At 46.5% G+C, this 12684-nt stretch carries 10 protein-coding genes; 3 read left to right on the top strand and 7 right to left on the bottom strand.

Features of this window, described 5'->3' with window-relative positions:
* Window positions 1–28: 28 nt before the first annotated feature.
* Window positions 29–1033 carry a sigma-70 family RNA polymerase sigma factor gene (locus EHQ17_RS08430; protein WP_135591017.1) on the bottom strand — a complete coding sequence of 335 codons (1005 nt, stop codon included), beginning with the start codon at window positions 1031–1033 and terminating at the stop codon, window positions 29–31.
* A gap of 2 nt (window positions 1034–1035) precedes the next feature.
* Window positions 1036–2232, bottom strand: coding sequence for an NAD(P)/FAD-dependent oxidoreductase (locus tag EHQ17_RS08425; RefSeq protein ID WP_135591015.1), 1197 nt, complete (start codon window positions 2230–2232; stop codon window positions 1036–1038).
* A 201-nt stretch (window positions 2233–2433) separates the two neighbouring features.
* Between EHQ17_RS08425 and EHQ17_RS08420 the strand changes: the two genes are divergently transcribed.
* The gene (locus EHQ17_RS08420; protein ID WP_135591013.1) at window positions 2434–3378 is read left to right on the top strand and encodes a cytochrome-c peroxidase; all 945 of its coding nucleotides are present in this window, start codon (window positions 2434–2436) and stop codon (window positions 3376–3378) included.
* A gap of 571 nt (window positions 3379–3949) precedes the next feature.
* On the opposite strand, the gene EHQ17_RS08415 is transcribed toward EHQ17_RS08420, so the two are convergent.
* Complete coding sequence (locus EHQ17_RS08415; RefSeq protein WP_135591011.1) at window positions 3950–5629, bottom strand: TolC family protein; 1680 nt, start codon at window positions 5627–5629, stop codon at window positions 3950–3952.
* A gap of 90 nt (window positions 5630–5719) precedes the next feature.
* Here EHQ17_RS08415 and EHQ17_RS08410 point away from each other — a divergent pair, with 90 nt between their 5' ends.
* Entirely contained in the window at window positions 5720–7798 is a 2079-nt protein-coding gene (locus tag EHQ17_RS08410) for a thioredoxin domain-containing protein (RefSeq protein WP_135591010.1), read from the top strand.
* A 19-nt stretch (window positions 7799–7817) separates the two neighbouring features.
* Here EHQ17_RS08410 and EHQ17_RS08405 read toward each other — a convergent pair whose 3' ends face one another.
* Genes EHQ17_RS08405 through EHQ17_RS08390 form a run of 4 tightly spaced genes read right to left on the bottom strand, consistent with a single transcriptional unit; the run spans window position 7818 to window position 12118 of the window.
* Window positions 7818–9023: a hypothetical protein gene (locus tag EHQ17_RS08405; RefSeq protein WP_135591007.1), complete on the bottom strand. Its 1206-nt coding sequence runs from the start codon at window positions 9021–9023 to the stop codon at window positions 7818–7820.
* Entirely contained in the window at window positions 9001–10539 is a 1539-nt protein-coding gene (locus tag EHQ17_RS08400; protein WP_135591006.1) for an MBOAT family O-acyltransferase, read from the bottom strand. The genes EHQ17_RS08405 and EHQ17_RS08400 overlap by 23 nt, the downstream gene beginning before the upstream one ends.
* 36 nt (window positions 10540–10575) lie before the next feature.
* Window positions 10576–10947, bottom strand: coding sequence for a ribosome silencing factor (gene rsfS / locus EHQ17_RS08395; protein WP_135591004.1), 372 nt, complete (start codon window positions 10945–10947; stop codon window positions 10576–10578).
* Window positions 10948–10951: 4 nt separating this feature from the next.
* Window positions 10952–12118, bottom strand: a complete 1167-nt coding sequence (locus EHQ17_RS08390; RefSeq protein ID WP_135591003.1) for an LCP family protein — start codon at window positions 12116–12118, stop codon at window positions 10952–10954.
* A gap of 366 nt (window positions 12119–12484) precedes the next feature.
* Between EHQ17_RS08390 and EHQ17_RS19945 the strand changes: the two genes are divergently transcribed.
* Window positions 12485–12684, top strand: a 200-nt coding sequence (locus EHQ17_RS19945; RefSeq protein WP_210414541.1) for a hypothetical protein, incomplete at its 3' end; no start/stop codon positions are given.

Here is a 12684-nt window from a genome sequence, read left to right as displayed (position 1 = left end):
GTAAACAATACGTTTTGCGTTCGGTGAATCATTTTTTTCTGAGTATGGCCCAGTGTACGATTTTCAACAAAGGTTTTGTCCAAAGAGGAGGGGTAGGATTTCGTGCGGAACCCTTGGGGAACAGAAGAAAAAATTCCAGAGGAAGGATAACCTTACGTTCCAAAAGTTCGCTTTTATTTTCGAACGCCTTCATCTTTTCTTCGTTTAACACACTGTAGATGGAAGAGATTCCGTTTTCGTCGATGATGAAACTCCTTAGATAAACGGGTTTGTTTTTTCTGTAGACTAAAACGCTTTCCGCACCGTTGCATTCCGTAAAATAGAGTTCGACTTCCGATTCTTTAAAGAAAGCATTTTTGGAGGTTCGTATCAAAAAAGAGGCGGCACGTTTTCTGCCGAAAATCGGAATCCTCGCCGCGTGGACCTTGCCGCCCCCGTCCGACCAAACCACGATTTCCTCTTTTAAAAAGGGAAGTAAAAGTTCCGGTTCTCCTTTGGAGGAAGCCAGTAGGAAGTTGTGGAGTAGTTTACGTTTGGTTTCCTTGTCGGGGGTGAATTTTTTTCTTCCGAATTTCAGAGAGTCTTTGGCGCGTTTTAGGATTTGTCTGCAATTTTCCTGGGATTTTTCGACCGCTTCCGAAATCAAACTGTAGTCCATGTCGAAGGACTCCCGTAGGATAAAAACCGCCCTTTCAATCGGATTCAATTTTTCTAATAGATGAAGAAAGGCCAGATCCAGTGTTTCCGGATCCGGCTCTTCGATTTCGGGCGAAGTCGGGATCGGTTCCGGCAGCCAAGGACCGATATAAGTTTCCCGTTTGTTTTTCACTTTGCGGAGAGTGTCGAGGGATAGACGCGTGGCAATCGTGGACAAAAAAGCTCTCGGTGAACGGATTTCGTCGGAACCGGATTTTTCCCAACGCAGATACGATTCTTGAACGATATCTTCCGCGTCGTTGACGCTTCCGGTCATTCGATAAGCTATCCCGAAAACGAGAGACTTGTGTTCTAAAAATTGCCCGAGTCTATCCATGATCATTTCTCCGATTCTGTCGCAAGAACCGCGGTTCCGTACTCTGCCTTGGTTTCAGGAAAGGATTTCCAGAAATAAAAATCGAACCATTTTTCGAGTCGGAACGAAAGGATTGTTAATTTGCAAATCGATTCTTTGATCCAAACAGCGCTTCGTGACGTCCAGATTTTTAAAGTCGGAGAATCGTCCGGATTGGATACTTGGATTACTCCGTCTTTTCTTCCAAGGCTTGCGTTTCTTCCCAAATACGCGAACGAAAATGGCGCGATTCCTTTTTTGGTTTTTCCCCCGAGCAAATGGGTAAGTCTTTCAGCCGCGTAGATTCCCATCGGAAGCGCACTCGCACAAGCCATTCTCAAATGATCGTAACCGGAAGAAACCACTTGTACACAATCGCCCGCGCCGATGATTTCCGGATAATCCTCTACTTCGAGGAATTGATTTACGTAAACCTGACCGATCGGATTGGTTCTGAGACCCGATTGTTCTCCCACTTTGGAAGCGGAAAGTCCGCTCGATAAAACGCAGAAATCGTGTTCGATTCTTTTCCCGTCCGCGGTTACGAGAGCATCGTCTTCGTATTCCATAATTTTAGAATGTTCTAAAATTCTTACGTTCTTATTTTCGAAAAATTCTCTCAGTTTTTTCTGTGCTGGAACGGAAAAACCTTTTCCAAGCGGACTTGCGTCCACGAGTGTCAGTCGAAGGTTCGGAAAATTCTCCGCAAGTTCCGCGGCCGTTTCGATTCCGCTCAAACCGGCTCCGAGAACCGTGATTTTAGCGTTCGGATTCGATTTTAGAAGTTCGTGCATCTTCGCACATTCTTCCGTTTCCGAAATTCGAAAGTAAACGTTCGTGTTGATTTTTGCGGCGGACGAACCTTGCACTCCGAGGGAGTAAACGAGGTGATCGTATTTCAAAGCGGAACCGTTTTCGAGAACCACACGCTTGGATTGAGGTTCGATCTTTGCGATTTTCTCGATTACGAGTTTTACGCTTTTATGAAGAAGCGATCGTATGGTGTACGTGTTTTTGAGAGTTCCCGCGAGCAGTTGATGGTTCCGTATTCTTTCCTGAAACGTTTCCCGAGCGGTCACCAATACGATCTCAATCGGAAGTTTTTTTCTGACGAGACGATTGGCTGCGATGATCCCCGCGTATCCTCCGCCTGCGATCAGCACGGTTTTGATTTGCGACATGTTAGCCTCCTGTTCTGAAAGGAAGACGCAGGCTCCAAGGGTCGTGTGACAAAGAATGAAATTTTTTCTTTCGTAAATCGTTACGGTTTGCGAACGATAAAAGGTTTCTTTCTTTTTAACACGGAATATGTAATTAGAATTGTTCTAAATTCGAATTGACAGAAGGGATTTTCATTGAACCATGGACGCAGGATGGTCCTTATGATACGGATTTTGTCCATTTCGTTTTCGATTTGCGTTTGGCTCGTTCTGAGCGACTGCAAGGAACCGGTTCAAAAACCGGAACTGGAAAGTTTTGTGGTCAAGAACGTCATTCATCCGAACAACAATCCTTATAACAAGGATAAGGTGGAGTTGGGAAAACTGCTCTACTTCGACAAACGTCTTTCTTTAAAGGGCGACACGAATTGCGCCATCTGTCACGGCGTGGAGATTCAAAATTCCTCTGCGGCGCCTCGGAATCAAATTCATAAATCCTCCGCTCCAGCCTTGACGAACGTTGCGTTGTATCGGGATGTTTTCAAGGATCCGCAGGCGAACGATCTCGAAGACATCGTCAAAGAACGGGTCCACACCGCCGTCATGTTGAAGGACGAAAAAACCATCGTCGCAAGATTGAATCAGATACGGGAGTATCGGGAGCTTTTTGAAAAATCGTTCGGATCTCCCGGTATTACGATGGATCGGATCGTAAAAGCGATCTCCGCTTTTGAAAGAACGATCGTTTCTAAAAATTCCAAATTCGACCGTTATGTGATGGGTGAGGAATCGGCTTTGTCTCCGGCCCAAAAACGAGGACTCGACGTTTTTATGAACAAGGCGAAGTGTTCGCAGTGCCATAAGGGGCCCAATTTTTCGGATTCGGAGCGTCATACGACCGGTTTGAAGGGAATCACCCAAACTGTGAGAACGCCCAGTCTGCGGGACGTGAGTAAAAAGAACGAATTTATGCACAACGGTGAATTTAGGAATTTGGAGGACGTGGTCAGTCATTTCGTGAACGGCGGCGCCAGAGGTTCGATCGAAGATCCGTTGTTGAAACCCGCTGCGATTTCCGAAGCAGAAAAGAGGGACTTGATCGAATTTTTGAAATCTCTGGAAGGTGAATCTCTTCCTTTCGAAATGCCTAAAATTCCGAAGGCTTGATTTCGGCCTTTCGGTTTTGGATGGATGTGGTTTCGGGATCGGCATCCGTTTCTTTTGGTCCTCCCACGAAAGAATTGCGGAGATGAAAGTTTTGTCGTAAAACTTGTGTGGGAACTCACACGGGAAAGCGCATGTGCGAAAGAATTGCGGAGATGAAAGTTTTGTCGTAAAACTTGTGCGGGAACTCACACGGAAAAGCGCATGTGGGAAAGAATTGCGGAGATGAAAGTTTTGCTGTAAAACTTGTGCGGGAACTCACACGGGAAAGCGCATGTGGGAAAGAATTGCGGAGATGAAGGTTTTGTCGTAAAACTTGTGCGGGAACTCACACGGAAAAGCGCATGTGGGAAAGAATTGCGGAGATGAAGGTTTTGTTGTAAAACTTGTGTGGGAACTCACACGGGGAAACGCATGCGGGAAAGAATTGCGGAGATGAAGGTTTTGTTGTAAAACTTGTGCGGGAACTCACACGGGAAAAGCGCATGCGGGAAAGAATTGCGGAGATGAAACGACGGAAGGATCCTTGGAAAAAAGGGCGCAGGATGCCGCAAAGGCAAAAGAAGAAGAAAAATTAGTCCGAAGACGCGCCCGCTGAAATCGCTTTGGAATCTGCGGCGGCTTTCAGCAAACGATCGATGATCTCTTGCGCATTCACCCCGAATTTCTCAAAGATATGGTTCTTTGCGAGTTCATAACGAAGAATATCGATGTTGAATTGGATTTTGGCTTGAGTCACTTGCAATTCCGATTGAATCAAATTGTCCAACGCGGATTTGACGGCGACAGCGGTGAAACGCCCTTGTCGAAAACGCTCCGAAAGTCCTCTGTAAAATTTACCGGCTTCTTCCTTTCTTTTTTTGGTGCCTTCCAATAAATCTTTTCCGGCCACAATGGCAGCGTAACGATTGGATAATTCTTCTTTGATGGAAAGTTTTAACTCGGTTTCTTTTTTTTCCAAGTTTTCTAAGTCGAGTTTGGCGTTGCGAATGTCCGCTTTGATTCCTTTATCCCAAAGAGGATAGGAAAATTGAAACGCAGCGTACGCTTCGGGGTACTTAAACGAGGCAATTCCACGATTCGTATCCGTAACGTTTTGTTGCGGGGCGACGATATTCTGCCCGCGGGTGGAATACGCACCGGAAATCTTCAAAGAAGGCATATCTTCCGCTTCTTTGATTTTAAGATTGAGTTCGGCGATTTCTCTTTGCTTCCGCAAATTTTTCAGATCCGTTCTGTGTTCTAAAGCGAATTGATAATCCTTTTCCACGTCGAAGTCCGCAGGGACCGTTTCCTGCAAATCGGTGACCCCTTCCACCCGGGAAGAAGGATCCGCGTTTAGAATTCGAATCAAAACCCTCTCCGCCTCCCGTCGGGAAACCTTCGCTTTTTCCAAATTAGCCGCGGTTTGCGAAAGAATGGAACTCCAGAGATTGACTTCAAATCCTTCGGAAAGTCCTAAGTTCCTCTTTCTTACGGTCAAATCCCGGATATTTCTCGTGTTGGACTGTAATTCTTCCAAGGTTTTTACGTTGGAATCGTAAATGTTCAAACTCCAATATTGGATCAGCGTCTGGACCACGAGTTGGGATAAGGTATAAATCAATTCTTCCCGTTTTACTACGGTGTTTTGTCTGAGAATCGAATCCTTGTATTTCTGCGTTTCTCCGAAGCCGTATTTTAAAAGTTCTTGGCTCAGAGTAATCGTCAAGGCGCTCGTATATTGCGGAGGAATCGCAAGTTGCGACAAACTGGACGGGGTCGTGGCCGGATCCTCGAATGCGCTCGTATCAAAACGAGTGGTGCTTCCTTCTAATTTCGCGTAGGTTCCGCTACGGAAATTCTTTTCGATCCCTACGCTGATCTTATCCTGACTTTGTTTCGTTCCTAAGAAAATATTGTTTCGGTTGTTGGGAAGAGTGGTCTTAAAAACGGTAATCCCACCGATCAAATTCCAGGTGAATTGGGATTCGTTTTTGAGTTCGGTTCCATCCGCCTTGACATATTCCATCTTGGCATTTTGGATTGTTATATTCTTTTCGAGAACGTGATTCACCGCTTCTCGAAGAGTCAAACGAAGCACTTTTCTGGAATCGCTGAGGTTCCCTTCGGAAGATTTTTTTTCCTCTTCCACAAGGGCTTCGTTCGGATTGATTTCCTGAGCGACTGCCGGTTGAATCGCGGCAAAAAGGAGGGTTCCGGAAATGAGAACTGTTTTGAATTTTCTACGAATCCGTTCCTTTTTGAAAGCCATGTAAGTGCCTACTTAATGGACATGCTCTAATTCAGGAAGTTTTTTACAAATCGAAAAATGAATTTTCGAACTTAAAAAGGAATCAGTACAATGCAGCGTCACTCACAAACTCCCAACCGCCTTGTGCGAGAAAAAAGTCCGTATCTCCAACAACACGCCTACAATCCTGTGGATTGGTTTCCTTGGGGAGACGAAGCATTTGCAAAAGCCAAGTCGGAAGATAAACTGATCTTTTTATCGATCGGTTATGCTACCTGTCATTGGTGTCATGTTATGGAACGCGAATCCTTTGAAAATCAAACGATTGCGAGCTTTCTCAATGAGAGATTTGTTTCCATCAAAGTGGACCGGGAGGAGCGCCCCGACATCGACCGGATTTATATGGATGCGTTACACGCGATGGATCAACCCGGAGGATGGCCGTTGAATCTTTTCCTCACACCGGAGGGAAGACCGATTACTGGAGGAACGTATTTCCCTCCGGAACCGAAATACGGTCGAAAGAGTTTTTTAGAAGTTTTGAATATTTTAGATCGGGTCTGGAAAGAAAAAAAAGAAGAGTTGCTCCAGGCTTCCGCGGAATTGACCCGGTATTTGAAGGATAACGGAGAAGCGAAAGCGGGCGAATCCGGTGATAGCTCTCTTCCCGGACCGGAGAGTTTTGATTCAGCGTTTTTATTATTCGAAAGTTATTACGATCCGCAGTTCGCCGGTTTTAAAACGAATTCGCTTAACAAATTTCCTCCCAGTATGGGGCTTTCGTTTTTACTCCGATATTTTTATTCTTCCGGAAATCCTCGTGCGCTCGAAATGACGGAACGGACTTTGATCGCGATGAAACACGGAGGGATCTACGATCAAATCGGAGGAGGTCTTTGTCGTTATTCGACGGATCATCGTTGGTTGGTTCCCCACTTCGAAAAGATGTTGTATGATAATTCCCTGTTTATCGAGGTTCTCGCGGAATGTTCGCAAGTTTCGAGTCGTATTTCCGCGCGAGAGTTTGCGATGGACGTGATCGAATATCTTCATCGGGATATGCGAACGGCCGAAGGTGGAATCTGCAGCGCAGAAGACGCAGATTCGGAAGGAGAGGAAGGTCGTTTTTACGTTTGGAGTTCGGAGGAATTCCGCGAAGTATGCGGCGAGGATTCTTCCTTGTTGGAGAAGGTTTGGAACGTTACGGACGCCGGTAATTTCGAAGGAAGGAACATTCTGCACGAGGGATTTCCTCTTTCTTTCGCCGAACAATACGAAGGTGATTTCGGTGAAGTTGTACTCGTCGCGGAGCGGGCCAGAAAAAAACTTTTAGAACGCAGAAACGGAAGAATTCGCCCGCTCCGCGACGACAAAATTCTCACCTCTTGGAACGGACTCTACGTCAAAGCCTTGGTGAAAGCGGGGACCGCGTTTCAGGACGAAAGTTTACTCGTTTCCGCGGAGGAAACGTATTCGTTTTTAACCGAAAAACTCGTCGATCCGAATGGAAGAATTCTACGGCGTTACCGGGACGGAGAATCTGGAATATTAGGATATTCTAATGATTACGCCGAGATGATAGCCGCTTCGATCGTTTTGTTCGAGGCCGGCCGTGGAGTCCGTTTTCTCAAGAACGCCGTTTTGTGGATGGAGGACGTGATCCGTCTGTTCCGCTCCCCGGCCGGCGTCTTTTACGATACCGGAACGGACGCTGAAGTTCTTCTGCGTAAAAGCGTGGATGGATACGACGGAGTGGAACCTTCGGGAAACAGTTCGATCGCCCATTCTCTCGTTCGTCTCTCCGCGTTAGGCGTCGATTCGGATCGTTATCGGGCCGCGGCGGAAACGATTTTCGCCTATTTTTCGAAGGAAATTTCCTCTCAAGGATTAAGTTTTCCTTATATGCTTTCCGCCTTCTGGTCGAGCCAAAATCTCAAACGGGAAATCGTAATCGTTCGGAAGGACAAAAATCACGGTAGGGAATTGATAGCAGCCGTTCAGACCCGCTTTCTTCCGGACGCGGTCGTCGTGATCCTCGACGAAGCAGAACTGGAGGAAGCGGCGAAGTTGTCCGATCTTTTTGCGGGACGGTCCGCCGGAAATTCCGCCACGGCATATGTCTGCGAAAATTTCTCCTGCAAACTTCCGACGGATTCCGTATCGGAATTGGAAAAACAACTTTTGCAGTAGGGGACGTTTCGAAGAGGAATCAGTATCCTAATTTATGAAACATCTCATTGGTGATTTTGGCGCCATTGCAGTTGAGATGGATTTGATCCGAATAGTGTTCCGGTTTTAAAAACTGTTTTTCGAATCGAAGAACTTTGAGATGCGGATATTTTTCTAAGAGCGGAGCGAAGGCCTTCCAGAATTTATCGAAATATCCCGTGGGTTCCAAATATTCCGGAAAGGGCATCACTAGATAACGGACCTCCACTTTTTGCTCTTTCGTATACCGTAAAAAATCCTCGAACGCGGAAAAATCGAAATGCGGCTCGTCCTTATACGGAGTTAGGATTTCCTCTTTGAGTTTGTCTCGGCTCATCTGATACAGAAGGGCGTGTTGGGGTTTGATCCGGTCGGAGATGTTCAAACCTCCGTTTTGAAACGAAAGTTTTTCCGCGATCCAACGATTGTCCCTGTAATTACTTTCCGGAGCAGTACACCGCGGAGTATAGAGCTCCTCACAACCGCAATCCAACTTGAGTGCGGCTTCCGCGGGTTTGTAATTTTCGTAGGAGAATACGTTTAACAACGCCTTACGGTATCGATACGTAGAAAGTCCGTTGGGCAACGAAGAGGAAAGGACGTATAAAAGTTCCGGACCGTCGTATTGATCGAACATCTCTCGGATCGAAAACAGATGTAGAATCCTGTGCGAAAAAAATTTCCAATTGATTTCGGAGATTGTCTTGCGCATATTCGCCGGATCGGATTCTATGATGAAATTCTTATACGTTAATCCGGAAAGGAATCGATTTTTTAAATATTCGAAAAGACTCATATTTGGACGGACGTATTTCATCAGGGAAGGATCTACGATCGGTTCGCCGTATCCTCCCGCGATCAGGCCGGGGCTGGACGCGAAAATGACATACTCCGGTTTTTTGTTTCCTGCGCGCAGATACTTAGCGAGGTAATGCGTATAATATCTTGCCCCCATCGCGGGAAGACTGAAGTTGTAGACGTGGGATTCCGAAGAGGGAATCAGGGACATACTTCGTGAATCCCCGAAAATCAATCCGTCGTAAGCGAGTGTGCCGGATTCCATTCTTTTACGCACGTTGTTTACCAAGAATACTTCCGTGTGCTCGTAGAAATAAATTTCAGTAAACCGCGCGATCGTTTCCACTGAGAGAAGAATCGCCAAAACGCTCAGTACGACCTTATTCTTAAAAAGCGAAGTAAATGACATTCTTGCCGAACACACCTTTCAGAACTATGCAGTAGAAGAAAAATAAATACGTCAACACGCGGACTACGGCGTGTTTTTCGAAGATAAAAAACGCGGAGTTATTCTTAAAATGATGGTAATCCCAGACTAACAGAGGTACTACGACCTTGAGAATCTCCACCAGATAATTCGAAATAGAAATCTGATCGTTCGGTCCGCGTAGGGAGAAAAAATTCTCGAAAATCCCGGAGAACAGAATCTTTACGTGGTTCCAGTCGTAACTACGGAAGAAGATGGAAGTCATCGCGAACATAAAAACCGTAAAAAAACAGGACCAAAAAAAGAAAGTTTTTCGGAATACGTTCCGTTGCAAAAACGGAAATTTCGCGAGCATAAATCCTTTCAAACTTTCGAACGGTTCCTTAAAGATCATATAAAGGATGATGAACGATCCGCAGGAAAGCCCCCAAAAGGCGAAGTTCCAGCTCGCTCCGTGCCAGATTCCGGATAGGCCGAATATGATCAGGAGATTCCTGAAGTTGTATAGACGGCTGACCTTACTTCCACCTAACGGGATATAAACGTAATCGGTGAACCATCGATTTAACGTTACGTGCCATCGACGGAAGAGTTCTCGGAAGTTCACACTAAACTCGGGCGTTATAAAATTCTCGCTGAGATGAAAGCCCAATAGAAAGGCGGATCCTCGCGCTATGTAGGAATAGCCTGCAAAGTCGCAGTAAATTTGGAAGAAAAACGCGAGAAACGCGAGGATCGTATGCGCCGCGGAATGCCCACCCGCCAGACTCGGATCGGCTTTGTAGATCAGGGGATTGTCCAGGAATACGAGATCGACCAATTCCGCAAGATTGTCCGCGACGTAGGTTTTCATATAATATCCTACGAGTAAAAGAAGACAACCCTTATAGAACAAATCCAGATCGATCTTTCGATCCTCTTTTATCTGCGGTAGAAGATCGCCGGCTCGTTCGATCGGGCCTGCGACGAGCTGCGGAAAAAAACAAACGAATAGGGAAAAATCCACGAGATTGTCTTCCGCTTTGAGTTTGCGGAAATATACGTCGATCACGTAGGACAGAGTTTGAAACGTGAAAAAACTGATTCCCACCGGAAGAATAATCTGCAAAAACGTAGCGTCCTGAAAGAGGGAAGGATCGTTTACCCCCAAAAGACCGGTCGAGGTTTTGACGACGGCTTTGAGATTATCTATAAAGAAATTATAATATTTGAAAAAGCCCAACATTCCCATGTCGATCAAGACCGCCAGGAAAAGGAGCCAGCCTCGTAAACGTGAGGATTCCTTTTTTTCGATCAGAATCGCAATGAAAAAATTGGAAACCGTAGTCGTGATGATCAGAATCAGAAAAATCCAATCCCACCAACCGTAAAACAAATAGGAAGCCGCGAGAAGAAAGAGGTTCTGCACGGCGCGAGAGGTTTTGCGGAGCGCGAAACAATAACTGACCGCAAGAACGATCAAAAAGAAATAAACGAATACGGCTGAGTTGAAAATCATCCTGGATCGGGCGGTCCGAAACGGTCCGAATTCTCCTTAGAGTTCCATTCTCTTGGCGTCCCGCCAGAGTCTGTCTAAATTATAATATTCCCGTTTTTCGGGGGTCATGATGTGCACGATGATTTCTCCGAAATCCAAAAGCGTCCAGCCTGAGTTTGCGGATGTTCCGGTTTTATCCGCTTCTTTGTGGGAAAGTTTGTATTCTTTCAAGGTTTTGCGAACCTCTCTCGCGACCGCATTCGCTTGAACGGCGGAGTTTACTGTACAGATGACGAAGTAACTCAAATAACTGTTCACGGTTTCGAGGTTGAGAATACTCACTTCTTCGCACTTCTTATCCGTCATGATATCGCGGATAACTTTAAGAATTTCTAATGTATTGGAATCTTGTTTCGGGGTAGGGTTCATGCGTTTATTTTCTGGGTTCGTAATCCGAGCCTACTACCACGGTCGCGTCCATTCCCAAATCCTTTCTGAGGACGTGATGGACTTCGGCTTTTTCGAGGACCGTAGAGATGCGATCCATGATCGCCGTGTTGCCGGAGCGGTCGATGACTACGGTTTTCGGAAATCCTTTTTTCCAAGCGTTGTCTGCGGCCAAAACCTTGATCCGTTTATCGGAAAGAATTCCGCGGACGTCTTTGGCAAGTCCCGCGACTTCGGTTCCGTTGAGAACCTCGGTTCTTCCGAATTCCGCATCCGTAAAGACGTCGGAGTTCATATCCTTGGAGAATTTACGAAACGCGACTCTGGCTCTTGCGATATCCGTTTTGAGAAAGGGTTTTTTCGTCTTCGGGTCGTTTTGCGGTTCGCCGGGAAGTTCTCCCACTCCGAATTGAATTCTTCTGGAATTGACGTATTTGACGAGACTGAGGAAATCCTCTTTCGAGAGATCCGTTTCGATCAGACCGTGTGCGAAGAGGAGAAGCGGTAGAGTTAGGAATTCCTTTCTTTCGGTCAGAGTTTCGTAAAGGGTAAGAACGATACTTTCTTGTCGGCTGATTCGATCCAAATAATCGAGTGTTTCCTTTTTTTCCATCGTCGATGTGTAGTCGTAAACGTCCTGACCGGACATCGTATAAACCCCGGCTTCCCGATTGTATTCCTGCGAGCTGCGGGCGGTTTTGTGATCCATATAAACGTTTAAACCGCCCAGTAGATCGACGAGACGGATCCAATTTCCCGCTGAAATGGAAATCGTATAATTGGGTTTTGCGCCGATCAAATCGGTGACTGCGCTTTTTACGGAGGATTTGGCCCCGGACTTGAGAAGATCTAAGGAATCGTCCGGATCGTCGAAGGAAGTGATCGGATGAATGAAATACAACGCACAGCGGTTATTCGCGGGGAAGAGGGTTGCGAGAAGACCGAATTCATATTCTTCGTTATCGCCTAAAGCGTGAAAGAGAAAGTAGATCGGTTTACCGGAAGCGATTTTCTCTTCCAGCCCGGTTCGGTTGAATTTGCCGATTAGAAATAGGAGCGCGGAAAATAAAAGAATCCCCGCCGCAATGTAGAGCAGCCAGCCCGATTTCTTTTTAGAAGTTTCTTTTGATTCCAAACGTAGCTCCGATTCCATTTCAATCCGGAAAACCTGACTGTCAAACGGTTATTTCTGGGAACCTCGATTGGTTGCCGGCAGAATCGAAGGGAAGTTTGCGATCGCGAGCTTCGCAATAAGCGATCTTTTGGAACGTCGCCCCTGGCCGTTTCGACGGAAAAGGTTTGTAAGGTTTGTCCGGAAGAAGCGATCGGGTTTAGGGGGGTTCGGGGCGTGTCTCGGAGCCGCCGGTGGTCGGCCAAACTACATTCATTTTTTGGAATATTCCGGCGGCTCCGAGTCGCGTGACTCCGGGCTCGCGGATTCCCGCTCGTCCTCTACGAGGACGCTTCGCGCCCTGCGGCCCGCTCACGCAGGAAATGTAAGAGGAAGCGAGATGGACGTTTGTGCCAAACGGCCGCCCAGCCGCAGCCACGGGATCTCGCGCGAGAAGAGCGGTATGGTGTTGTCACGGGCGAGCGCGGTGCAACGCAAAACAAAAAGAACGCGAAGGTATGCGCGCCGCGTAACGGGTTTGATGAGGTTTGTTTCGTATTTGTATTAACGGCGTTTTCATTTTTGTTTCTTCGTTTTGTCTTCTGTTT

Origin of the sequence: Leptospira gomenensis, assembly GCF_004770155.1 — a bacterium.
Classification (GTDB): Bacteria; Spirochaetota; Leptospiria; order Leptospirales; family Leptospiraceae; genus Leptospira; species Leptospira gomenensis.
This window is presented reverse-complemented; position numbering and strand designations above follow the sequence as displayed.

Coding starts and splice junctions, on each gene's coding strand:
- EHQ17_RS08430 (WP_135591017.1), bottom strand. CDS start 1,033: ATGGATAGACTCGGGCAATTTTTAGAACACAAGTCTCTCGTTTTCGGG.
- EHQ17_RS08425 (WP_135591015.1), bottom strand. CDS start 2,232: ATGTCGCAAATCAAAACCGTGCTGATCGCAGGCGGAGGATACGCGGGG.
- EHQ17_RS08420 (WP_135591013.1), top strand. CDS start 2,434: ATGATACGGATTTTGTCCATTTCGTTTTCGATTTGCGTTTGGCTCGTT.
- EHQ17_RS08415 (WP_135591011.1), bottom strand. CDS start 5,629: ATGGCTTTCAAAAAGGAACGGATTCGTAGAAAATTCAAAACAGTTCTC.
- EHQ17_RS08410 (WP_135591010.1), top strand. CDS start 5,720: ATGCAGCGTCACTCACAAACTCCCAACCGCCTTGTGCGAGAAAAAAGT.
- EHQ17_RS08405 (WP_135591007.1), bottom strand. CDS start 9,023: ATGTCATTTACTTCGCTTTTTAAGAATAAGGTCGTACTGAGCGTTTTG.
- EHQ17_RS08400 (WP_135591006.1), bottom strand. CDS start 10,539: ATGATTTTCAACTCAGCCGTATTCGTTTATTTCTTTTTGATCGTTCTT.
- rsfS (WP_135591004.1), bottom strand. CDS start 10,947: ATGAACCCTACCCCGAAACAAGATTCCAATACATTAGAAATTCTTAAA.
- EHQ17_RS08390 (WP_135591003.1), bottom strand. CDS start 12,118: ATGGAATCGGAGCTACGTTTGGAATCAAAAGAAACTTCTAAAAAGAAA.